Source organism: Hymenobacter mellowenesis (assembly GCF_030581005.1).
GTDB lineage: Bacteria > Bacteroidota > Bacteroidia > Cytophagales > Hymenobacteraceae > Hymenobacter > Hymenobacter mellowenesis.
On sequence record NZ_JAUQSX010000001.1, the window covers coordinates 646799 to 670641 of the forward strand.

Consider the following 23843-nt stretch of genomic DNA (forward strand, 5'->3'; position numbering starts at 1 on the left):
TTGAGCAAGCATATCCATTCGAACCCATCCATGCGCGGACTCGCAGAGTCCACGCTACAAGTATGACTCCTACCCTTTCCATCACCGACCAGCCCATTGATATTGCCGCCGCTCTCGCGGCTGTGCAAACGGATGCCGCTGGGGCGGTCAACTCCTTTATCGGCACGGTGCGCAACCAGTCGGGCGGGCGGCCGGTGCGGCGCCTGCACTACGAATCCTACGACAGCATGGCCCTCACGCAGCTGAACCACGTGGTAGCCCAAGCCTACGAAAAATGGCCCATGCTGCAGGAAGTAGCCGTGGTGCACCGCAAAGGCACGCTGGAACTGGGCGATGTGGCCGTGGTGGTAGCAGTGGCTACGCCGCACCGCGCCGAGAGCTTTGCCGCCTGCCAGTTCATCATCGACACGCTGAAGCAGGTGGTCACCATCTGGAAACGCGAGGAGTACGAGGATGGGACCGAATGGGTGGCGGCACATCCGTAATGGCTTTTGTGTGCGAATTGCGTTCAAACAAAACGTCATGCTGAGCGCAGCCGAAGCATCTCTACCGCGCAACGCAAATAATTACTGCTGCGGTAGAGATGCTTCGGCTGCGCTCAGCATGACGTTTTGTTTGATTTCAGCTTACTTGCCCGCAATCAGATACCCCAACGATAATTGAAACGCGGAGTGGCGGGCGTTTTTCAGGTCGCCGTTGAAATAGTTGCCGTTGTCGGATTTCACGAAGTCGCTGAAGGCGCCGGTGTAGCGCAGGTTCAGGCTCAGGCCGTTGTCGGCCTGGTAGCCGATGCCGGCCAGGTAGCCCAGCTCGTTGCGGTTGAGGCCGCTCACGTTGCGCTTGTTCTGCGATTCGGTGGTGGTGGGCGTGCCGTTCAGGGCCGAGGTGGTGGTGACTTTTGTTTCGTCGTTGGCGCTGATGAGGTAGGAGTATTGCGGGCCGGCTTCGGCAATAAAGCCGCCGGCGTTGATTTTCAGCAGCACCGGCACGTCGAGGTAGTTGTAGTTCACCTGGCCTTCGCGCTTCTGCTTGGTGCCGAGCAGGCTGGTGTACTCGGTGGGTTTGTTTTCGAAGCCTTTTTGCGAGTAGAGCACCTCGGGCTGCACTGAGAAAAATCCGTCGCTGGTGACGGGCACGTTCACCATCACGCCGCCCAGGAAGCCGACTTTGTTGTTGTAGGTCGCTTCGTTTTTGACGTCGCCAGCCAGGTTGGAATAGTTGGCGCCGGCGCGCAGGCCAAAGCGCACGTCCTGCGCCTGCGCCGAAGAAACAGCGGCCACGGCCAGAAGCGCGGCGGCTACGATTGCAGTCTTTTTCATAAAGAAATAAGGTTGGTTGGTAAAGCGTAACGCGGGCTCATTATTCAAAAACGTGCCAACGCAGGCTCCCAACGCCCATTGCCCGAATAATTATCTGGAACGCAGGCACAAAAAATAACCGTCGGCAGAACGGCTATTTTGGGCCTGCACAAAGTCCACCGCCTGGTGCAGTTGGTAGCAAGCTACCGGGTTTCAATCAGTTGCACGGCGCGTTCCAGCACCTCGTCGCGCCCGGCGCGAATGCCCTCGATGGTAGGCGTCACCACCACGTCGGGCACGATGCCGACGCGCTGGGTTTCGCGGCCGTCGGGGTAGTACACGCCCAGGCCGGTTATTGTGGTGGAAATGTTGCCGGGCAGCGTGATGCTGGACACGTTGCCGTCGGCCCCGGCCGTGGTGCTGCCCACTACCACGGCCCGCGGCGCGGCGCGGAAGGCCATGGCGTGGTACTCGGCGCTGCTCTGCGTCAGCTCATTCACCAAAATCACAACCTTGCCGGCGTAGGGCGTGCCCGGACTGGCCGACACCAACTCCGGCGTCACTATCGGGAACAGGCCCGGGTAAGTGAGCCGGGGGCCACTGAACTTTACAAAAACGGTTTTTTGGGGCATTAGGTACTGCGCCACATCGAATATCACGAAGTCGGCGGGGTAGTTGCGCAGGTCGATGATGAGGCCTTTGGTGCGTTGGGCAGCCTGCATAATGTCCGGAACTTGGCTTTTGCGCAGCGTGCCAATGGTGAGCAGGCCGATATTGTCGGGCAGCAGGCGCCAGGCCGGGGCCTGTGGGTCGGGCGTGCCCGATTCGATGGCCATGTTGCGCAGTTCGCGAGCCGGGTAGCAGTCCACCCGAAATGTGCGCAGCTTGCCCTCGCGGCGCACCGTCAGGGCCAGGTGCGGGGCGTGGCTGAGCAGCATCTCGCGGGCGATGTTGCGCATTTGGGTGGGCTCGTTGGAAGCGGGCGTGAGTTCCCGGCGGGCCTGCACGAAATCGGCCACGTCGTTGCCGTCTACTTTCAGCAGCACGTCGCCGGGGCGCAGGCCGGTGGCGGGGCCCAGCTTGGCGTCGTAGTAGGCAGTTACCACGGCCTGGCCTTCCACGAAACGCACCTGCACGGCCGGGCGGAGCAGGCCGAAGTAATTATCTAATACCTTGTCGCCGTAGATGTTGGCGTGCGTATCGTGCACGCGGGCAATGAGGCGCAGGGCCGCCAGGTGGTAGTTTTCGGCGGTGGTGGCGGTGGCGAATTGAGGAATAAACTCGGGTAAAATCTGCTTCCAATCCTCGCCGATGGCGTAGCGGTAGGGGAAGAAATACTGCACCATGTTCCAGTAGCGGTACAGGGCCAGCAGGCGCAGACCGGCATCGGGAATGGCGGTGTGGGCATAGGCTTGCTCGTGCCGGAAAACAGGGTTGCCGGCCTGGGCAGCGCGCACGTAGTAGTGCGGCCCTTGGTTGCGGTTGAGGCGCAGGTATTCCAGCTGCCGGCTCAGGGCGGGGCCCAGCGTCTTTTCGTCGGTGAGCCAGGCCAGGTCGGGCCGGAGGCGGATGGTATCGCCGCCGGGCTCGCGGCAGGTGGTGCAGGCCGGCACCGGCCCGAGGCCAGCGAGCCAGGCACTCAGCACCGCGTTGCGGGCCGGCGCGCCGGGGCTGCTGAGCACCCGGGGCAACACGCGGAGCAGTTCGGCGTCCCAGTTGTAGTCGCCGCGGGCCACGGCCGGGTGGTAGTATTTCACGAAGCCCCAGACCCGGCCCAGCACGGCCAGGTTTTCGATTTGGGCCGGGCTCAGGTTATCGAGCGCGATGCCGGAGCGGCGCCGGAAAGCGGTGTCCTGCGCGGCCTTGTATTGCTTAATTACCTGGGCCGGGGCTTGGGAGAGTGGCTGGCCGTCCACGGTCAGCACAAAGTCGTCGAGCCACAGCGTGCCGGTGCCGGGCGTGAGGCCGCCGAGCAGCACCGCCCGGGCTTCGGTGCCCAAGCTGAGATCGATGGTGTAAGGCGTCCAGTCGGTGGTGCCTTGCACGTTGAGCTTGCTGGTATTCTGGAAGTCAATGGTTTCCTGGTCGCCGTCCACCCGCATCCAGAGGCCGGCGTAGCTGCCCCGGATGTTTTCGGTTTTCATAAAGCCCGTGAGCTTGATGATTTTGCCCCGAAAGCTGGCCGGAATCCGCAGCGTAGCCACTCCGAACTCCTTGCTGTCCGGCTTCTTGTTCGCCGACCGGATGCGCAGCGAGTACTGGCCCTGGTGGCGCACCACCGAGTCGGCGGCCATCTCGTAGACTCCGTTGGGCTGCGCCCACCAATCAGCGAGCCGGCCGGTCTGGCGGTCGATGCGCTCGAAATCCAAGTTCGGCGCAGGGGTGGTTTGGGCCGGGGCGGCCGTGCGCACGGCCAGCAGCAGTGCCAAGAATAAGCAGAAGTGTTTCATCAGAAGTAGAGAGGCTGAACGCGGCTGCAAGGTGGCAGGCGGCCGTGGTTTTCCTCCGGTTATGGCTAACACCAGAACATCGTGCAGAGCGCAGCGAAGCATCTTTACCTCGATAGTAACTCAATTGATTGGATTACTATCGAGGTAAAGATGCTTCGCTGCGCTCTGCATAACACCCAAGCGGCTCCTGATAAAAGCTACCGGCGCGGCTCCAGTTCCTGCTCGGCGGCGGCGCGCTCCTCCGGCGTGTTCACATTGCGCAACTCGCCGGGCGCGGGCGGGGCCAGCAGCTCAATATCGGAGTTGATAAGCGCCTTGCGCGGGCAAGAGTAGCCCATACTCAGAAACCGCAGCAGCTGCCCGTAGCTGCGCGGCTCCCAGATGCTCACCAGCGGCTCCGGAAACTCATCCCACGGGCTACGAAACGACGTGGCCATACGCGCCGGCTGGCGGTTGCTCACCAGGTATTCCAGCGTGTCGCGGGTGAGGAAGGGCAAGTCGCAGGCCAGCACCAGCCACGCCGCATTCGGGTCGGCCTGGAAGGCGGAGAGGATGCCGCCCAGCGGGCCCAGGCCCAGGAACGTATCGGGCAGCGCCGTGAGGCCAGCGGGCAGGTCGACCGCCTGGTCGGGGCGGACGGAAACGCGCACGTCAGGGCAGAACTCGCTGAGCAGCGCGGCAGTGTGCTGGCGCTGGTCGAGGCCGTGGTAGTGCAGCGCACCCTTGTCGGTTTGCATACGCTCGCTGCGGCCGCCGGCCAGCACGAGGCCGCGCAGCACCGGCACCGCTAGCTGGTACCATTGCCGGATGAAAGCGGCAATTTTAGCCGTGTCGTTGAAGGGCAGCACGGGCGGCAGCGGCGCGGCGCTAAGGTGCTCGGTGAGCACGCCTGGCAGCTCCGTCTGGCCCTCGGCCAGCAGAATCAGGCGTACGTCGGTGAGGCGGTCGAGCTTCTTATCCAGCGGCTTGCGCGGGTCGACGATGACGACCTGCTGGCGGGCGCGGAAGTGGTTGCCATTCACCAGTACCACGCTTTCGTGGGCCAATAATTCGGGCTGCGAGAAGCGGTCCAGCGCCCGCGTAAGGTTAAGCTGGCGGTACTTTATTTTATCAACCAGCTCGGCCGAAAGGCCGTTTTCGGCTACGTAGGGCACCGGTTTGGCGGGAGCAACTGATGTTTCTTCAGCGGCGGCGGAGTCGTCGGCGGCGTGGTCGGCATCCACGTAGGCCACGCGCAGTTGCGGGGCGAGGTGCGGCAGTAGGCGGGCCACCAGTGTTTGAATATCGCCGCAGGGCGCGCCCAGAATGGCCAGCTCTGCCCTGCCAAATTCGCCCACGTCGGGGCGGGTAAGGGCGGCGTGCTTGAAGCGTTTTATGGTTGAGTTTGCCGGGTTTTCCATGTCGGAATTTACGAATTTTCGGGCCGATGAAAGTCCTTTTTGCCGCCGGTTTTCTCGATAAGCTGGACGCTTTCAATAGAAATGTCGTGCGAAAAAGCCTTGCACATGTCGTAGATGGTGAGGGCGGCCACGGTAGCGCCGGTCAGGGCCTCCATCTCCACACCGGTGCGGCCCGTGACCACGGCGGTGCACACCACGCGCAGGGCGGCGGGGCCGTCGGGCTCGATGGTGATGCTGCAATCATCGAGTCCCAGCGGATGGCAGAGGGGGATGAGGTCGGCCGTTTTTTTGGCGCCCATGATGCCCGCCAAGATGGCCGTGTGGATAACTGGCCCTTTGTGCGAAGGCATTTCGCCAGCCTGCACACGGCTCAGCAGCTCCTCGCCCAGCACCACGCGGCAGTGGGCGCGGGCCACGCGGCGGGTGGGCGTTTTCTGGCCGACATCCACCATCGTGGGCTGATTGGCGGCGTTAACGTGGGTGAAGTTTTTGGTGAGCATAGGGCTGTAGAGACGCATAATTGCGTCTAATCGTTGGGCAATTTGCAGCGCGGACTTTGTAGTCCGCGAGTGCGCTGTTTCGTTGCGCAATGTTTTAACGCTTCCGACTCACGTCTGACTCGCGGACTACAAAGTCCGCGCTACGCTCATTGTTTTGCCGCAAACTATTGGGCCCGCCACCCGTTTTCTACCCACCGCCGGGCCAAACATCCCCGGCAGTTCCGGCGAATTTCGCCGCGCCGGCTCGTCCGAGCCGTTTCCTTTCCCCTGATTTTTATGAGCAATACCGCATTAGTCGTGGGTGCCAGTGGCATCATCGGCAGCAACTTGGCCCAGGAGCTGCTGGCCAACAACTGGACCACCTACGGCCTAGCCCGCCGCCCCGGCACCGACATCGCCGGCCTGCAGCCCGTAGCCGCCGACCTCATGGATGTGGCTAGCCTCGAAACGGTCCTGGCCGACATCAAGCCTACGCATGTGTTCATTACCAGCTGGATGCGCAACGACACCGAGGCCGAAAACATCCGCGTGAATAGTGCCATGGTGCGCAACCTGCTGGCCGTGCTAGGCCCAAAGCACTCGGTGCAGCACGTGGCCCTCGTTACCGGCCTGAAGCACTACCTCGGACCGTTTGAAGCCTACGTGAGCGGCGGCGTGGCCCCGCCCACGCCGTTGCGCGAAAGCCAGCCCCGGCTGGCGCTCGACAACTTTTACTACGCCCAGGAAGACGAAGTGTATGCCGCCGCTGCGCGCGACGGCTTCACCTGGAGCATCCACCGGCCGCACACCATCATCGGCAAGGCCGTGGGCAACCTCATGAACCTAGGCACCACGCTGGCCGTGTACGCCAGCATTTGCAAAGCCACTGGTCGACCATTCCGCTGGCCCGGCTCGAAAGCGCAATGGGAAGGCCTTTCGGACGTGACCGATGCCCGTGTCATTGCCAAGCAGCTATTGTGGGCTGCCACTACCGACGCCGCTCGCAACGAAGCCTACAACGTGGTGAATGGCGACATTTTCCGTTGGAGCCAGCTGTGGGGCCGCCTGGCCGAATGGTTTGGCGTGGAAGCCGTGGGCTTCGATGGCAGCATTCATCCTTTGGAAGCCGAGATGGCGGGCGATGCCGACTTGTGGCGCGAAATCGCCACCAAGCATGGCTTGGCCGAAACCGAGTTGAGCCGCCTGGCTTCGCCCTGGCACACCGATTTGGACCTGGGCCGGCCCATTGAAGTGATGACCGATATGGCCAACAGTCGCAAACGGGGCTTCACCGTGTTTCAATCGACGGAAGATTCGTTTTTTGATTTATTTGCCAAGCTGCGCGAAGACCGGCTGATTCCGTAGAGCCGACACAAAACCATCCAGAACGTCATGCTGAGCGCAGTCGAAGCATCTCCACCGCAGTAGTAACCCAATCGCATTGATTACCTACACGATAGAGATGCTTCGGCTACGCTCAGCATGACGTTCTGTTTTCTTTGACCTCCCAATACTCCACACTGCCACAAATCCGCCCCATGCTCACTCCCGCCGAAGCCACCGCCCGCGTCCTCGCCACTGCCCGCCCGCTGCTGCCCGAAACCGTGGCCCTGCCCCACGCCGCCGGGCGCATGCTGGCCGAAACGCTGACAGCTGACCGCGACTTCCCGCCCTTCAACCGGGTGGCCATGGACGGCATTGCGGTGGCCCACGCTGCCTGGGCCGGCGGCCAGACAGCGTTCGACATTCAGCACGCGCAGTATGCCGGGGCCCCGCCCCGCCCGCTGCTCAGCCCGGGCCAGGCGGTGGAGGTGATGACCGGCGCGGTACTGCCCGCCGGTACCGATGTGGTTATTCGCTACGAGGACATTTTGCTGGCCGATAACCGCGCCAGCATTCAGATTCCGCCGCCCGAGGCGCCCGGCGTCAACATCCACCACCAGGCCGCTGACCGCCACGCGGGCGATGCGCTGTTACCGGCCGGCACCCGCCTCGGCCCCGCCGAGCTGGCCGTGGCCGCTACTGTGGGCGCCGCCGAAATGCAGGTAACGCGCAACGCCCGCGTAGCCGTGGTGAGCACCGGCGATGAGTTGGTGGGCATTCAGGAAACGCCCCTGGCGCACCAGATTCGGCGGTCCAACGTGTATGCGCTGCAGGCCCTGTTTGCGCAGGCGGGCGCCGATGTGTCGCTGTTTCACCTCTCCGACTCGCTGGATGAGCTGCGCGACGGCCTCGCCAAAATCCTCGGGGCGGGCTTCGATGCCGTGGTGCTGAGCGGAGCCGTGAGCAAGGGCCGCGCCGACCACCTGCCCGGCCTGCTGCGCGAGTTGCACGTCGAAGAAATTTTCCACGAAGTGCAGCAGCGACCGGGCAAGCCGCTCTGGTTTGGGGCGCGGGCCAATGGCCCGGTGGTGTTCGGGCTGCCTGGCAACCCGGTTTCTACCTTCATCACGGCCTGCCGCTACGTGCGGCCCTGGCTGCGCGCTGTGCAGCAGCCCGAAGGCGCGCCCGAAACCGTCGCCGCTATCGAAGCGCCTCAACCGGCCATGCTCACGGTGGATATTCAGTTCAAACCCCAACTAACGCACTTTGTGCCCGTGCGCCTGACTGTGGATACCGACGGCCGCCACCTAGCTACCCCGCTCCGTGTGGGCGGCTCCGGCGATATGATGGGGCTGGTGGGCGCCACTGCGTTTCTGGAGCTGCCGCCCGAGCCGGCGGTGTTTGCAGCAGGTTCAGTATGGCCAGCATGGGCATTGTAAGCCAAAAGGTTTCAAAACCTCGGGGAAAAGGCTGCGTAAACCCGCGGGAGTCGCAGCGCCAGCGGCTGAGTGTGGAGGGTGGCCCGGCGCATTGGCCACCGTCTTTTTTCTCACCGCAACCCATCCCGATTATGCCGACGAAAAAAGCAAGCACCGCCAAAAAAGACCCCTGCTGGAAAGGCTACGAGCAGGATGGCACCAAGAAAAAGGACGGCAAAACCGTCCCAAACTGCGTGAAGAAAGATTAGCTTCCGTTCTTTTCGCTACGCCAGCCGGCCCCGGCCCGCGCCTCACCTGGCGCGGGCCGGGGCCGCACTTTTTCGGCCCCGGCCCGGCGCAGAGCCGTTTTTGTGGTTGCGTTGTATCTTCGCCTTACGCTGCTATCCAGAAAGACCGAGGGACCGGGCCCGATGACGTCTTGGCAACCTACCACGAGTAGGTGCCAACTCCCGTTTCACCGCGTTTTTTTTGGTGAAAGAAGATGACAGCCGGAACCGTGCGCCCGCGCCTGGGTTTCTTTCTGGATACGCGCTTACGTAGCTATTCGCCCCAGATAAGAAATGTCCACTGCCACCCTCGCCGCCCCTTCTCCTCTTCCCGAGCTGCTCCGCCAGCGCCTGCTCATTCTCGACGGCGCGATGGGCACCATGATTCAGCACCATCCGCTGACCGAGGAGGATTTCCGGGGCACTCGCTTTGCCGACCACCCCAAGCCCCTGCGCGGCAACAACGACCTGCTGAGCATCACGCGGCCCGACATCATTAAGGGCATCCACGCCGAATACTTCGCCGCCGGGGCCGATATGGTGGAAACCAATACCTTCAGCGGCACCACCATTGCGCAGGCCGACTACGGCCTGGAGCACGTGGTGTACGAGCTGAACTACGAATCAGCCCGCCTGGCCCGCGAGGCCGCCGACGAGTACAGTACGCCCGAGCGACCGCGCTTCGTGGCCGGCGCAGTGGGCCCCACCAATCGCACCGCCTCGCTCTCGCCCGATGTGAACCGGCCCGGCTTCCGCGCCGTGACCTTCGATGAGCTGGCCACCGCCTACCTGGAGCAGGTGCGCGGCCTCGTGGACGGCGGCGTGGACACGCTACTCATCGAAACCATCTTCGACACGCTGAACGCCAAAGCGGCCCTCTACGCCGTGCAGAAGTTCTTCGACGAGAGAGGCCGCGTGGTGCCCATCATGATTTCGGGCACGATTACCGACGCCTCGGGCCGCACGCTGAGCGGCCAGACGGTGGAGGCCTTCTGGAACAGTATTCGCCACCTGCCATTGCTGAGCGTGGGCCTGAACTGCGCCCTCGGGGCCGACCAGCTTCGCCAGTACGTGCAGGAGCTGAGCCGCATTTCCGACGTCCACATCTCGGCCTACCCCAACGCCGGCCTGCCCAATGCTTTTGGCGGCTACGACGAATCAGCGCAGGAATTCGCCGCGCTGGTGGAGGAATACCTAAAGGAAGGCATCGTGACGGTGGTGGGCGGCTGTTGTGGCACCACGCCCCAGCACATTGCCGAGCTGAGCAAGTTGGCCGAGAAATATCAGCCCCGCCAGCTGCCCACCGAAGTGCCGGCCACCACGCGTCTGAGCGGGCTGGAACCGTTTACCATCAAAGAGGAAAGCCTGTTCGTGAACGTGGGCGAGCGCTGCAACGTGACCGGTTCGCGCGCTTTCGCCCGTCTCATTCGCACCGGCGCCTATGAGGAAGCGCTGGCCGTGGCCCGCCTGCAGGTGGAGGAAGGTGCGCAGGTGCTCGACATCAACATGGATGAGGGTATGCTCGATTCGGAGCAGGTGATGACGACGTTCCTGCACCTCATCGCCTCGGAACCCGATATTGCCCGAGTGCCGGTGATGATTGACTCCTCGAAGTGGAGTGTGCTCGAAGCCGGCCTGAAATGCGTGCAGGGCAAGAGCATCGTGAACTCGATTTCGCTGAAAGAGGGCGAGGCGGCATTCCGCGAGCGGGCCCACACAGTGCGCCAGTACGGCGCGGCCGTGGTGGTGATGGCCTTCGACGAAAACGGCCAGGCCGACTCCCTGGAACGCCGCATCGAAATCTGCCAGCGCAGCTACAATATCCTGACCAAGGAAGTGGGTTTCGACCCATCCGACATCATTTTCGACCCCAACATCCTGACCGTGGGCACGGGCATGGACGAGCACCGCAACTACGCGCTCGACTTTATCGAAGCCGTGCGCTGGATTAAGCATAATCTGCCCGGCGCGCTCACCAGCGGCGGCATTTCGAATATTTCGTTCTCGTTCCGCGGCAACGACGTGGTGCGCGAGGCTATGCACACGGCCTTCCTCTACCACGCCATTAAAGCCGGCCTGGACATGGGTATCGTAAACCCCGGCCAGTTGGGCGTGTACGATGAAATCGAGCCCAACCTGCTCGAACTGGCCGAAGACGTGCTACTCAACCGCCGCGCCGATGCCACCGAGCGCCTCGTGGAATTTGCCGACACGGTGAAGCAGAAAGACAAGGCCGAAGTGAAAGCCGACGAGTGGCGCAGCCTCCCCGTGTGGGACCGCCTGCAACACGCGCTGGTGAAGGGCATCACCGAGTTCATCGACGAGGACACCGAAGAAGTGCGCCAGCAAGTTGGGCGGCCGCTGGAGGTGATTGAGGGCCCGCTGATGGCCGGGATGAACGTGGTGGGCGACCTGTTTGGGGCCGGCAAGATGTTTCTGCCGCAGGTAGTGAAATCGGCCCGCGTGATGAAGAAGGCCGTGGCTTACTTAGAGCCCTACCTCTTGGCCGACAAGCAGGGCTCGGACCGCCAGACGGCCGGCAAAATCCTGATGGCGACGGTGAAAGGCGACGTGCACGACATCGGCAAGAACATTGTGGGCGTAGTGCTGGCCTGCAATAATTTCGACATCATCGACCTCGGCGTGATGGTGCCGCTGGAACGCATTCTGGACGAAGCCCAGAAGCAGCAGGTGGACGTGATTGGACTTTCCGGCCTCATCACGCCCTCGCTTGATGAGATGGTGTACGTGGCCCAGGCCATGGAAAAGCGCGGCCTGAAAATCCCCCTGCTCATCGGCGGCGCCACCACCTCACGCCTGCATACAGCCGTGAAAATCGCGCCCTCCTACAGCGGCGCGGTGGTGCATGTGAATGATGCCTCGCGCTCGGTGGGCGTGGCGGCCGGCCTGCTCGGCTCAGGCGAACGGGCCTACGCCCAGACCGTGGCCGACGACTACGCCGCCCTGCGCGCCGACTACGCCAGCCGCCAGCGCGACAAAAGCTACCTGACAATTGAAGCCGCCCGCGCCAACGGCTTTAAGTCGAACTGGCACACGGTTTCGATTACCAAGCCCAGCTTCCTCGGCACTAAAGTGCTCGAAGACTACGACCTCGCGGAGTTGGCTCAGTACATCGACTGGACGCCTTTCTTCCACACCTGGGAGCTGAAGGGGCGCTACCCGCGCATTCTGGAAGATGAAACGCTGGGCGAAGCCGCTACCAAATTGTTTGCCGACGCCCAGGCCATGCTCACGCGCATTATCGACGGGAAGCTGCTCACGGCTCGCGCGGTGCTGGGCTTCTGGCCAGCCAATACCAAGGATTACGACACCATCGAAATCTACGCCGACGACTCGCGCGAGTCCGTAGCTACTGAGTTTTTCACGCTGCGCCAGCAGGGCGAGAAGGGGCCGAAAATCCCCAATATCGCCTTCTCCGATTTCCTGGCCCCGAAAGAATCGGGCCGCGCCGACTACTTGGGCGGGTTCGCCGTCACGGCCGGCATTGGCATCGAAAAGCTCATTGAGCAGTACGAAGCCGACCACGACGACTACTCCAGCATCATGGTGAAGGCCCTGGCCGACCGCCTGGCCGAAGCCTTCGCCGAGCGCCTGCACGAGCGGGTGCGCCGCGAGTTCTGGGGCTACGCGCCCGACGAGCACCTCACCAACGAAGACCTCGTGCAGGAGAAATACCGCGGCGTGCGCCCGGCGCCCGGCTACCCCGGCTGCCCCGACCACACCGAGAAAATCACCCTTTTCCAACTGCTGGATGCGGAGGGCAAAACCGGCATCACCCTCACCGAAAACCTGGCCATGTACCCGGCCTCCTCGGTAAGCGGCATGTACTATGCCCACCCGGGTTCGCGGTATTTCGGCCTCGGCCGCATTGGCGTAGACCAGGTGGCCGACATCGCCCAACGGAAGCACATGCCGCTGGCCGAGTTGGAGCGCTGGCTAATGCCCAACCTGAACTACGAGCCGAAGTAACGTAGCGTGGACTCTGCGAGTCCGCGCCTGCACCAACCTCAATTATTGCCCTCACGCTTCCATGCGCGGACTCGCAGAGTCCACGCTACCTATATGAGAGTTACCGACCACCTCGCCCGCGCCAACGGCAAAACCCTCTTCTCCTTTGAGGTGCTGCCGCCCAAAAAGGGCGAAAACATCCACACGCTCTTTTCGAATATCGAGCCGCTGATGGAGTTCAAGCCGCCGTTCATCGACGTGACCTACCACCGCGAGGAGTACGTGTACCGCCACCACCCCAACGGCCTGCTGGAGAAAAAAACCGTGCGCCGCCGCCCCGGCACCGTGGGCATCTGCGCGGCCATCAAAAACCGGTTCGATGTGGACACCGTGCCGCACCTTATCTGCGGCGGCTTCACGAAGGAAGAAACCGAGAATGCCCTCATCGACCTGCATTTCCTGGGCATCGACTCCATTCTGGCCCTGCGCGGCGACCCCATCAAATCGGAAGGCGTCTTCAAACCCGAGCCCGACGGCCACGCCTACGCCTGCGACCTCATCGGCCAGGTGGCCAACCTAAACAAGGGCGAGTATCTGGACGAGGAACAGGACGATACCTGGGCCACCAACTTCTGCATCGGCACGGCCGGCTACCCCGAAAAGCACTTCGAAGCGCCTAACTACAACGCCGACATCCGCTACCTCAAGCACAAGGTGGACCGCGGCGCCGACTACATCGTGACGCAGATGTTCTTCGACAACGAGGAGTTTTTTCGTTTTGAGAAGCTGTGCCGGGCGGCCGGTATCCACGTGCCCATCATTCCGGGCCTCAAGCCGCTCACCACCAAGAGCCAGCTCTCGATGCTGCCCCGCTCCTTCTACCTCAACCTGCCCGAGCCGCTGGTGGAAGCCGTGAGCCAGTGCCGCGACAACGAAGCCGCCCGCGCCATCGGCATCGAGTGGTGCCTCAACCAGAGCCGCGAACTGATGGCCCACGGCGTGCCCTGCCTGCACTACTACAGCATGGGCAAGTCGGAAAGCATCCGGCGCGTAGCCGCGGAGCTGTTTTAGGTCGAATCAAACGTCGGTAGTAAAACGTAACGCAGAACGTCATGCTGAGCGCAGCCGAAGCATCTCTACCACATAAGTAACTATATACTATTGCGGTAGAGATGCTTCAGCTGCGCTCAGCATGACGTTCTTTTTTTGATTTATTCTATCAATCCCTTCTAGAAAATGCTCGACGACCTGTTTGCCCAGTTGCGCACGGCCACGGCGCCGGCCGAGATTGAAGCCTTGCAAAGCGGCATCTGGCAGGTATGGCTGACGAGCGGCGACGTAGCCATCGACAAAGAGTTGGAAGCTGGCATGCGCGCTTTGCAAGCCGAAGACCACACGCTGGCCATTAAACATTTTACCCGAATAATTCAACTCAAGCCGGAGTTTGCCGAGGCTTGGAATAAGCGCGCCACGGCCTACTATCTGCGGGGCGAATACCGGGCGTCGCTGCTTGATATTGCCGAGACGCTGCGGCGCGAGCCCCGGCACTTTGGGGCGCTGTGGGGGCAGGCCAGCATCCTGCGCCAGCTGGGCGACCTCGGGCACGCCCTGCGGGTACTAAACCGGTTGTCAGCCGTTTGCCCGCACATGGCGGGCCTGCAGGAGCAGCAGCTCCACCTGCGTGAACGCCTAGCCGACGGCGGCGGGCTGGAATAGTAACATCGGAAAAGAAGAAGATTTTGCTACCTTAGGCTCCAGCAAACGTTTGGGACCGCACCACCGGCAATTTCTCATTCTTCAATACCCGTGCTACTATGAATAATTATATTTACACGTTTTGCCAGCTTATCCTGCTATCGTTGACGCTGACGGCTAATGCGCAAAAGCTGCACACCACCAAATGGGAAAGTGGCCAGTTGGACCGGCGCACCAAAGTGGGCGTGTGGGAATACTACGGCTACACGGCCTCGAAAGAGCGGGTGGTGGTGCAGCGCTACGACCACTCCACCAACGAACTGCTGTACTTCCGGCCCAGCGGCGAGTTCATTTACAACATTGAGGCGACGCCCGGCCAGTGGCAGCGCCACGCCGTGGACCGCCCGCCGCTGTTCATCGGCGGCGACCCGGCCCTGGCCGTGTACACCACCCAGCTGCAGTACCCGCTGCAGGCCCAGGAACGCAACATTCAGGGCCAGGTGACGGTCGGGTTTGCCGTCGATACGCTGGGGCGCACCAGCGGGCACCGGGTGCTGCGCAGCATCGGGGGCGGCTGCGACCAGGAAGCCCTGCGCGTGGCGCGCACCATTCCCAACGAGTGGATTCCGGCCCGGGTGGGTAGCCATGCCGTGGCCGCCGAGTACGAGCTGACGCTGACCTTTCGCCTGGCGCAGCCGTAGAAGGCGGCGGGCTGCTTTCGGCCCGTCCTGCTACTTTTAATGGCTTGCTATGAATCACCAATTTGAAGGGTTTGCCGCTAGCCGCGGCGTGCGGTTGTTTTCGGGCCTGGCGCTGGCCGCCGCCCTGCTTACGGGCTGCGACTCGACGCCCAACGAGCGCCGCGCCGCCGCCCGCAACGCCGGCCGCGAGCTCGATACCCTGGCCGGAAAAGCTACCCGCAAAATTGCCAACGTAGGCAAGGCCACGGCCCGCTACGACGCCGCCAACCGCGCCCGCCGCTCGCGCCCCCTCGACCCGCGCCAGCAAATTGCCATGGAAACCAAGCTGCTGGGCCCCTATTCGGGCCAGGTGAATGCCCTGACCCCGGCCGACCTGCCCAACGCTTACGCCCAATTTATCCGGACGGCCCGCACCGAGCGCGCCACCTGGACCGACCGCGACTGGGACTACGCTCGCGCCGTGTACCAGCGCCTGAACGACCAGCTCAAGCAGATTCGGCTCGACATGCCGGCCCGCTACGAAGTGGCCATCCGGGCCCGCCAGGCCGAATGGGTGACGCTGCAGGCCGGCCACACGGCCTCGGGCATTAGCGAGGCTACCAAGCAACAAGGGAAATAAAGTTAAGATTGGTAGGTAGAAGGCTGTGTGAAAAAGCACGTCATGCCGAGCGCAGCGAAGCATCTTTACCGCGCAACGCAATTCATTTACTATCGCAGTAAAGATGCTTCGCTGCGCTCGGCATGACGTGCTTTTTCCTTTTTGACCTCAGACAGCCACAGCCCTTTCCGCATGGAAAACCCCGATTCCGTTGTTTTCCTCGAGTCGTTTTACGAGCCGATGGCCGCCAACTTGGCCCGCACCCGGCTGGAGGCGGCGGACATCCCGTGCTTTCTGAGCAATGAGAATCTGGTGTCGCTGCTGCCGCTCTACAGTCCCATCACGGGCGGCGTGCGGCTTTATGTGATGCGGCGCGATGCGGAGAAGGCGCTGGAGATTTTGCACCACGAGCCGGTGCCACCATCTACTGAGCCCGATGTGGCCTCCTTCGCGGCCGATGCGCCCGACCCCGTGACGCCCCGGTGCCCGCGCTGCGGGTCGTCGAACGTGGCGTGGGGGCCGGCCACGCGCAACACCTACGGGCTGTGGTCGGGGCTGCTGTCGGTGCTGCTGCGTTACCCGGTGCGGGGCAACCGCTTCCACTGTTTCCATTGCGGGAACGAGTTTAAGTAGCGGCCGGCGCTGCCGGCTTTTGCCGTACTTTTGACGGTATGCTGAGCATCCGATTACCGTTAATTTGTTTTGAATGGGGGTTTTTATCGCACTGAAGCAACGGCTTCGGCTAAGCCCTTACCATGCTGCAGCGGGCCTGTTTTTTTTGGTGACCGGGGCTATTCTGTACGTGCCTTACCTGGCCAAGCTGCCCGACGGCATTCATGCCTGGGCGCAGGCCGACCGCCTGGCGTTGGCCATCAATTTCTACGACTACGGTTTTCAGTTTTTCACGCCCCGCACCTCCAACCTGTCCTCCATCGGCGGCATCACCGGGGTCGAATTCCCGCTGCAGGCCTACCTCGCCGCTTTGGGCGGCTTGGTGTTTGGGCGCGAAAATATTGGCATTCTTTTCCGGCTGCTGGATGTGGCCATGGTGCTGCTGGGATTCTTCTACCTGTTCCGGTTGGTGTATGAGCGCACCGGCAACTTTGTGGCCGGGCTGGTGCCGGGCGTTTTTCTGCTGGTTTCGCCGGCTTTTGGCTTCTACGCCGTCAGCACCTTGCCCGACCCTTTTAGCCTCAGCCTTAGCTTTATTGGCTATTACTATTGGCTGCGGTTTATGGACCGGCGCCAATTTGCCGACCTGCTGACGGCGCTGCTGGTACTGGGGCTGGCGGCGCTTATCAAAACCACCGTGCTGCTACACCTGGGGGCGGTGCTGGGCATCACTTCGCTGTGGTGCTTTTTATATCCCGACCTGCTCAGCTTTCGCCAACGGCTCTACTTTTTGGGGGTGGCGCTGGGGGTGCTGGGGGCAATTGCTGGGGTTTATTTCCGCACACAATACCTGAACGCCACGTACCAGTCCTCCATGTTTCTGGCCGAAGCCCGGCCCATAACCGACCCGCAGACGCGGCACGAGGTGGTACGAAACGTGCACAACATGTGGTCTGGCCAGTACGCGGCCCTGTGGCAATATGCGGCCCTGGGCATAGCGGGGGGGCTGCTGGTGGTTTTTGCGCGGCGCAACCTGCGCCACTACCTGCCCCTGACGCTGCTGCTACTGGCCGCGCTGGCCGTGGCAGGGCTGTTTGTGCAGCTCATGGGCGCGCAGTTTCGCGACCACGACTACTATATGATTTGCTCGCTGTTTCCGCCGGCCATTTTGCTGCTGCTGCTGGCCCTGCTGAACCTGGGCCGCTACCAGGGCACGGTGGGCCGCATCATGCGCTTGGGGCTGGCGGTGCTGGTGGTTTTCTCGTTGGTGCGCGCCTACAAGCACCTGCACCGCCGCATGAGCGACGACTACCCGCCCTTCACCCCCTACGGGCACCTCTGGATGCGCGGCGGCGCGGCCGAGCTGGCCCGCCTGCACGTGCCTGCCACGGCCACCATTCTGTTGTTCAACGAACCGGCCCCCAACCTGGGCCCGGTCTACTTTGACCGCCGCGGCCAGATATGGCAAGCCCCCGACACGGCGCAGGTAACGGCCGATGCCCTACTGAAGCGCATGGCCATCGACCACCTCGATTACCTGATAATGGCACCGGCCGTGTATGCGCGCCTGGCCCCGCAGCACGCCGCGCTGGCCGCGGGCTTCGAGCTGGTGGGGCAGCAGCCAGCCGTGGTTTTGCGGCGGCGCAACCACCGGCAGCCCTGGTAAGCATCGTGACTTTGTTAGCGTGTGAGCAATGAATAATTCTTGTAAAATCGGGCTGCTAGCGGCATTGGGCGGGCTGTTGGGGGTGGCAGGCTGCCACCCGCGCGACGGCCGCGCCGATGTGGCGCAACACCTGCTGGTGTACACCGGGTTTGAGCGACACAAGGCTCCGGCTCCGGCCATGACGACCGAAAAAGCGCACACCGGCCGGTTTGCCATGCGCGTCGATGGCCAGCACCGGCGGGCCCGGCTCTACCACGTCCGGCTGGGGCAGCTGAGCGACCACCGGCCGCGCCGATTCACGCTGAGCGCGTGGGCCTGGGCGCCGGACTTTGGAGCTGATGCCGCCGTGGTTTTGTCCATCCGCAACCCTGGCACCGCGGCCCCGGCCTTGCAGCAATCGATGTTTGCCGCCGATGCCGGCCCTTATCAGGCCTGGAAACACATCAGCCTCGACGTTGACTTGCCGAACAACACCAGCCCCGACAGCGAGCTGACCATCGAGCTGGCAGCCAATTCGGAAGGCCCGGTGTACATCGACGACCTCCGCCTGACGGAGCTGTGGTAGCGGCAAAGCGCCCGCCTACATGCAGGCTTATGGTTGAGCTACTTTCTGGTGGCGGCTGATTGGCTTGCCGGCCGCGAATACTTTATTCCTTGCAGGAGTCGTTATTCAAGGCATGAAATGGCTCACTAACCGTCGCGGCCTCCGGCAACTGCTGGCGCTGTTGCCCCTGCTGCTGGCAACACTTGCTGCGCATGCTCAGGCACAACCCGCCGGCAACGGCTTGCGCGGCGACTACTACGAAGGCACGGATTTTGAAAAATTCGTTCTGACCCGGCGTGATGCCACCATTAATTTCAACTGGGGCCAGCAGCCGCCCGCGCCGGGGCTCCCGGCGGAGCAATTTTCGGTGCGCTGGACGGGCTGGCTGGTGCCGCCGGCCAGCGGCAAATACATTTTCCATGTGACCGTCGACGACGGCATTCGGCTGTGGCTGAACGACCGAATGCTGCTCAACGAGTGGCGGGGCCAGGTCCAAAGCAACTACACCGCCACGGTGGAGCTCCGGGCCGGCGAGCCGTACCGCCTGCGGGTCGATTATTGCCAATACAGCTTCGATACCCGCGTTTTTGTCACCTGGGAGCTGCCGGCTTCGCTCACGGCAGCGTCCTCTTCCTGGCGAAACCTTTGGGGCGTTGCCGCCGAAAAGCCTGGCCCCCGGCCCATTTCTACCGCCTACTTATTCAGGAATAACCCCAGGCCGGTAGCAAAGCGCGCGAGTCCTCCCCCCCCAGCGCCAGCGCCTGCTCCGGCCGCCCCTCCCGCCCTGGCAGCAAAGAAGCCCCAGCCCATCACGCCTGCTCCAACCCCGGCGCCGCGCGTCCGAACCCTCCGTCCTCCGCGTCCGGTAGTCAAAATGCCGCCGCCTGCCAAAGTAGCCCCAACAATCATACCCGCGGCAGCTAAGCCGTTGGTTTTAGCCGATTCTGACCGCACGGCGCGCCTGGCCAACCTCGCCGTGGGCGAGGCCGTGACATTGCCCGACCTGTATTTCGACCAGGGCCAGGCGCGGCTGCTGCCGGCCGTGCGCACCGCCCTCGACGGGCTGGCGGCTGCCCTGCACGCCCAGCCCGAGTTGCGCTTCGAGGTACAGGGCCACACCGACAACGTGGGCAATGCCGAGCTGAACCGCCAGCTTTCGCAGCAGCGCGCCGAGGTGGTGTGCCTCTACCTCACGGCCCACGGCGTGGCAGCCGGACAGCTGCGCCCCGTGGGCTACGGCGGCACCCAGCCCGTGGCCGACAACGCCGACCCCGCCCAGCGCCCCCGCAACCGCCGGGTAGCCCTGCGCCGCCTTTGAGGCTAGATATAACGCCCGTCACGCTGAGCTCGTCGAAGCGTCTTTACCGCAGCAGCAAATAATTACTTGCGCAGTGGAGATGCTTCGACAAGCTCAGCGTGACGGGCGCTATGGCTTTCACAACAAACTCCGGGCCCGAGCCAATGCTGCCCCGCGGCCAACCCGCCGCGGGTTTCTACGTTGCAGCAGCGTACCGACCGACCTAATCCTATGGCTTTTGCCACCCGCATGACCCAGGCCCTGCGCCAAAACTGGCGCCACTACCTGGTGGAAGCCGGTGGGCCGATGGCCTTTCTCACGGTTTCAAGTTTGGCCGCGGTGGTATTTCACCACCCAGACTCCGCTGCGGCGCGGGCACTGGGGCCGCAGGAGTGGGTGCAGCGCGTGGGCGTGGGGCTGGTGGTAGGGCTGCTGATTGTCGTCATGGCCTACTCGCCTTGGGGCAAACGCTCGGGCGCTCACTTCAACCCGGCCGTGACGCTGGGCTTCTGGCAGCTGGGGCACATCGGCACGGCCGATGCGCTGTGGTATGTGCTGGCGCAGTTTGTGGGGGCGCTGGTGGCGGGCTTTGGCGTGGTGTGGGCGCTGGCGCCGTGGTTTGGCCATCATCTCATTCACCACAATACCACTCAGCCCATCGATGCCACCCACGGCTGGGCGCTGGCACTGGGGGCCGAAATGCTTATTTCGGGCTTGCTAATGCTGGGGCTGTTGGGTTCGCTGCACTCGGCCCAGGGCAAAAAGTGGACAGGCGCACTGGCCGGCCTGCTGCTGGCGGTGTTTGTGGTGGTGGAGTCGCCGCTGTCGGGCATGAGCCTGAACCCGGCCCGCACGCTGGGCACCGCCGTGGCTTCCGGTGAGGCGGCGGGTTTGTGGCTGTATTTCCTGGGCCCGCTGGCGGCCATGTGGGCTACCGCCGAAGCCTACCGCCGCTACCGCCAGCGCCGCCCGCCCACCGAGCGCCCACCCCAATACCCCGACGCTGCGGCGCAGTAGCCGCCCGGCAAAGGAATCGGCCGATAGCCTTTCCCAGGGTTTTCGCGTAATGCAGGGCAACTTATTTCTTCCAGCCATGCCCACCAAAAAACCTGCCACCGCCAAGCCCGCCACCAAAAAACCGGCCGCTGCGGCCAAAGCCGCCCCCGCCAAAGCCGAGCGCCGCCCCACGGCCAAAGACATGAAGGCCGCCGCCCAAAAGCTGCCCTATCCGGCCAAACAAGCCGACATGAAGCTGCAACCTGACTCGGACCTAGCCAACTACAAGGCCGCCGGTAAGCTTCAAGACAAGGTGGCCATCATTACCGGGGCCGACTCGGGCATTGGCCGGTCCGTGGCCATTGCCTTCGCCAAGGAGGGCGCCCACGTGGCCGTGGTCTTCAACGAAAACGTGGAAGACGCCGAAAAAACCAAGCAGCTGGTGGAGCGCGAGAAGCGCAAGTGCCTGCTGCTGCAGCTCGACGTGCGCGACCCGGAGCAGTGCAAGCAGGCCGTGCGCCGCACCCTGGCCGAGCTGGGCGGGCTGAATATTCTGGTGAATAACGCGGCCTTCCAGAACAGCCAGGAGAAGTTTGAGGAGATTCCCGAAGAGCAAATCCGCCGCACGTTCGACACCAATATCCTGGGCTACATCTGGATGGCGCAGGCCGTAATTCCTCATTTGAAGAAGGACGACTGCATCATCAATACGGGCAGCATTGTGGGCATCACGGGCATTCCCATTCTGGTCGATTATTCGTGCTCGAAGGCTGGCATTCATGCCCTTACAAAGTCGCTGGCGCTGTACCTGGGCGAGAAAGGCATTCGGGTAAACTGCGTGGTGCCGGGGCCGGTCTGGACGCCCAACATCCCCGGCACCATGCCGCGGGCGGAAATCGCCAAGTTCGGCCACGAAGTCGCCCTCAAGCGCCCCGGCCAGCCCGAAGAACTGGCGCCCGCCTACGTGCTGCTGGCCTCGCAGGACGGCTCGTTCATGACCGGCAGCCTCGTGCACGTGACCGGCGGCAAGCTCAGCAGCGACGAGTAGCGCTTTGTTCTGTAGCGATGAAAAAGGCCGTCATGCTGAGCGCAGCCGAAGCATCTCTACTGCGCAACTAATCCATGTCGATTGAATTGCTAATGCGGTAGAGATGCTTCGGCTGCGCTCAGCATGACGGCCTTTTTTTATTCTCAATGAAAAACTCTACACCAGTTCACTGAATTTTCCGGCAGCCCAATAATCAACTTGTCAAGCCGCCGGTTACCCTATACCCGCTGCTACGCCCCGCACGCAACCTGCTGGCGCTGACAGCCAGCGCCTCACGCTTCTTTCACCTCCATTCCCAGCCCTTATGGCCGACAATTCCTCTTCGCTGCTCGACCGCAGCCGCACCGTGGCAGGCCCCAACTACAACCGCTGGCTGGTGCCGCCGGCCGCGCTGGCCATTCACCTTGCTATTGGGCAGGCCTACGCGTTCAGCGTGTTCAACAAGCCGCTGGGCGCCTTGCGTAGCCTCGACGTGGCCAAGCCCGCGGCCGACGACTGGACGCCGCTGCAAATCGGCATTACGTTTTCCATCGCCATTGTGCTGCTGGGGCTTTCGGCGGCCATTTTCGGGAAGTGGCTGGAGCGCGTGGGGCCGCGAAAGGCCATGCTGGCGTCGTCGCTGTGCTTTGGGGGCGGCTTTCTCATTGCCTCGCTGGGCGTGCATCTGCACAACATCTGGCTGCTGTATTTCGGGTATGGTTTTGTGGGCGGCATCGGGCTGGGCATTGGCTACATTTCGCCGGTGAGCACGCTCATCAAGTGGTTTCCCGACCGTAAGGGCGTGGCCACGGGCATGGCCATCATGGGTTTTGGGGGCGGCGCCATGATTGGCTCGCCGCTGGCCAACAACCTGATGACGCACTTCAAGGATTCGGCCCCGCTGGGCGTGGCCCCCACGTTCATCGTGATGGGCATCATCTATTTGATTTTTATGCAGTTCGGCGTCTGGACCATTCGGGTGCCGGCCGATGACTGGAAGCCGGCCGGCTACGTGCCCAGCACCGAGCACAACGACCTCATCACCACGGCCAACGTATCGGCCGACAACGCCATCAAAACGCCGCAGTTCTGGATGCTGTGGGTGGTGCTGCTCTGCAACGTGACGGCCGGCATCGGCGTGCTCGAAACGGCCTCGCCGCTCATTCAGGAGACGTTTTCGGACACGGCCATGGGCGCGGGCAAGGGCGTAACGGCAGCGGCGGCGGCCGGCTTTGTGGGCTTGCTCAGCTTGTTCAATTTGCTGGGGCGCTTCTTTTGGTCGTCGGCGTCGGATAAGCTGGGTCGGAAGGTGGCGTATGCCATCTATTTCGGCCTGGGCATTCTGCTGTACGCCCTGATTCCGACGCTGGGCCACAACCTGCAACTCACCTTGTTTGTGGTAGTGGCCTGCGTGATTATCAGCATGTACGGCGGCGGCTTTGCCACGGCGCCGGCGTATTTGTCCGACCTTTTTGGCAAGTTCCAGGTGGGCGCCATCCACGGCCGCCTGCTCACGGCCTGGAGTACGGCTGGGGTGCTGGGCCCGCTCATCGTGCACTACCTCTCCGACAGCCGCAAGGCCGAAGGCTTTACCGGCGCGGCGGCTTATCAAACGGTGTTTTACACTATGGCCGGCCTGCTGGTGGTAGGCTTCATCGCCAACATCATCGTGACGGCCGTGAACGAGCGGTACCACGAAAAAGGCCCGGTCACAGTAGAGCCCGGCGCGCACTAAGTCTCAGTCTTCCAATCTATAAATCGAACTACTTATGACTTCGCAACCTAATTCCTCTGCCCCGGCACCCGCCACCGCCGATACCGGCACCGGCGGCTCGGTGGTGCTGGCCTGGCTGGTGGTGGGCCTGCCCCTGGCCTGGGGCGTGTCGCAAACCTTTATCAAAGCCCTGGCTTTGTTTAAGTAAGTCCAATTGCTTCGGTTTATTGAAGCTGTTAAACAAAGCAACAGAACGTCATGCTCATGTAGCATCCGCTTCCAGAATAGGCTCTTTCAGGAAAGCAGCCGGCTCCAAGTCGGCTGCTTTTTTGTGGGTTTTGTTTAAGAAATATCCCCCAAAACCTGCAC

At 62.7% G+C, this 23843-nt stretch carries 20 protein-coding genes and 1 riboswitch; of the genes, 16 read left to right on the forward strand and 4 right to left on the reverse strand.

Annotation, left to right across the window (positions count from 1 at the left end; all coding sequences use genetic code 11):
- Window positions 1-62 precede the first annotated feature (62 nt).
- Complete coding sequence (locus Q5H92_RS02630) at window positions 63-485, forward strand: molybdenum cofactor biosynthesis protein MoaE (RefSeq protein ID WP_305009921.1); 423 nt, start codon at window positions 63-65, stop codon at window positions 483-485.
- Window positions 486-626: 141 nt separating this feature from the next.
- Here Q5H92_RS02630 and Q5H92_RS02635 read toward each other — a convergent pair whose 3' ends face one another.
- The 4 genes from Q5H92_RS02635 to moaC form a co-directional block, all read right to left on the reverse strand.
- On the reverse strand, window positions 627-1319 hold the full coding sequence (locus tag Q5H92_RS02635) for a porin family protein (protein WP_305009922.1): 693 nt from the start codon (window positions 1317-1319) through the stop codon (window positions 627-629).
- A 182-nt stretch (window positions 1320-1501) separates the two neighbouring features.
- On the reverse strand, window positions 1502-3748 hold the full coding sequence (locus Q5H92_RS02640) for a S41 family peptidase (protein ID WP_305009923.1): 2247 nt from the start codon (window positions 3746-3748) through the stop codon (window positions 1502-1504).
- Window positions 3749-3945: 197 nt separating this feature from the next.
- Window positions 3946-5148, reverse strand: a complete 1203-nt coding sequence (locus tag Q5H92_RS02645; RefSeq protein WP_305009924.1) for an NTP transferase domain-containing protein — start codon at window positions 5146-5148, stop codon at window positions 3946-3948.
- A gap of 8 nt (window positions 5149-5156) precedes the next feature.
- The gene (moaC, locus tag Q5H92_RS02650) at window positions 5157-5666 is read right to left on the reverse strand and encodes a cyclic pyranopterin monophosphate synthase MoaC (protein WP_305009925.1); all 510 of its coding nucleotides are present in this window, start codon (window positions 5664-5666) and stop codon (window positions 5157-5159) included.
- 258 nt (window positions 5667-5924) lie between these two features.
- Between moaC and Q5H92_RS02655 the strand changes: the two genes are divergently transcribed.
- The 15 genes from Q5H92_RS02655 (at window position 5925) to Q5H92_RS02725 (ending at window position 23682) form a co-directional block, all read left to right on the forward strand.
- The gene (locus tag Q5H92_RS02655) at window positions 5925-6992 is read left to right on the forward strand and encodes an SDR family oxidoreductase (RefSeq protein ID WP_305009926.1); all 1068 of its coding nucleotides are present in this window, start codon (window positions 5925-5927) and stop codon (window positions 6990-6992) included.
- 173 nt (window positions 6993-7165) lie between these two features.
- Window positions 7166-8389, forward strand: a complete 1224-nt coding sequence (locus Q5H92_RS02660; protein ID WP_305009927.1) for a molybdopterin molybdotransferase MoeA — start codon at window positions 7166-7168, stop codon at window positions 8387-8389.
- A 377-nt stretch (window positions 8390-8766) separates the two neighbouring features.
- A riboswitch (SAM riboswitch) is annotated at window positions 8767-8877 on the forward strand.
- 72 nt (window positions 8878-8949) lie between these two features.
- Window positions 8950-12645, forward strand: a complete 3696-nt coding sequence (metH, locus tag Q5H92_RS02665; RefSeq protein WP_305009928.1) for a methionine synthase — start codon at window positions 8950-8952, stop codon at window positions 12643-12645.
- A gap of 93 nt (window positions 12646-12738) precedes the next feature.
- Window positions 12739-13695, forward strand: a complete 957-nt coding sequence (metF, locus tag Q5H92_RS02670; protein ID WP_305009930.1) for a methylenetetrahydrofolate reductase [NAD(P)H] — start codon at window positions 12739-12741, stop codon at window positions 13693-13695.
- A 165-nt stretch (window positions 13696-13860) separates the two neighbouring features.
- Window positions 13861-14340 carry a tetratricopeptide repeat protein gene (locus Q5H92_RS02675; protein ID WP_305009931.1) on the forward strand — a complete coding sequence of 160 codons (480 nt, stop codon included), beginning with the start codon at window positions 13861-13863 and terminating at the stop codon, window positions 14338-14340.
- 98 nt (window positions 14341-14438) lie between these two features.
- The gene (locus Q5H92_RS02680; protein WP_305009932.1) at window positions 14439-15020 is read left to right on the forward strand and encodes an energy transducer TonB; all 582 of its coding nucleotides are present in this window, start codon (window positions 14439-14441) and stop codon (window positions 15018-15020) included.
- A 49-nt stretch (window positions 15021-15069) separates the two neighbouring features.
- A complete protein-coding gene (locus Q5H92_RS02685) occupies window positions 15070-15639 on the forward strand; it encodes a hypothetical protein (RefSeq protein WP_305009933.1) in 570 nt (189 codons plus the stop codon).
- A gap of 171 nt (window positions 15640-15810) precedes the next feature.
- A complete protein-coding gene (locus tag Q5H92_RS02690; RefSeq protein ID WP_305009934.1) occupies window positions 15811-16251 on the forward strand; it encodes a putative signal transducing protein in 441 nt (146 codons plus the stop codon).
- A gap of 148 nt (window positions 16252-16399) precedes the next feature.
- Window positions 16400-17896 (forward strand): glycosyltransferase family 39 protein, encoded by a 1497-nt coding sequence (locus tag Q5H92_RS02695; RefSeq protein ID WP_305010217.1) that lies wholly within the window; start codon window positions 16400-16402, stop codon window positions 17894-17896.
- Between the two features lie 28 nt (window positions 17897-17924).
- Window positions 17925-18461 (forward strand): hypothetical protein, encoded by a 537-nt coding sequence (locus Q5H92_RS02700; protein WP_305009935.1) that lies wholly within the window; start codon window positions 17925-17927, stop codon window positions 18459-18461.
- A 112-nt stretch (window positions 18462-18573) separates the two neighbouring features.
- Window positions 18574-19758 carry a PA14 domain-containing protein gene (locus Q5H92_RS02705; RefSeq protein WP_305009937.1) on the forward strand — a complete coding sequence of 395 codons (1185 nt, stop codon included), beginning with the start codon at window positions 18574-18576 and terminating at the stop codon, window positions 19756-19758.
- Window positions 19759-19968: 210 nt separating this feature from the next.
- On the forward strand, window positions 19969-20754 hold the full coding sequence (locus tag Q5H92_RS02710; protein ID WP_305009939.1) for an aquaporin: 786 nt from the start codon (window positions 19969-19971) through the stop codon (window positions 20752-20754).
- A 181-nt stretch (window positions 20755-20935) separates the two neighbouring features.
- Complete coding sequence (locus Q5H92_RS02715; RefSeq protein WP_305010218.1) at window positions 20936-21781, forward strand: SDR family oxidoreductase; 846 nt, start codon at window positions 20936-20938, stop codon at window positions 21779-21781.
- A gap of 304 nt (window positions 21782-22085) precedes the next feature.
- The gene (locus tag Q5H92_RS02720; protein WP_305009940.1) at window positions 22086-23495 is read left to right on the forward strand and encodes an L-lactate MFS transporter; all 1410 of its coding nucleotides are present in this window, start codon (window positions 22086-22088) and stop codon (window positions 23493-23495) included.
- A gap of 34 nt (window positions 23496-23529) precedes the next feature.
- A complete protein-coding gene (locus Q5H92_RS02725) occupies window positions 23530-23682 on the forward strand; it encodes an MFS transporter small subunit (RefSeq protein WP_305009941.1) in 153 nt (50 codons plus the stop codon).
- The last annotated feature ends 161 nt before the right edge of the window (window positions 23683-23843 follow it).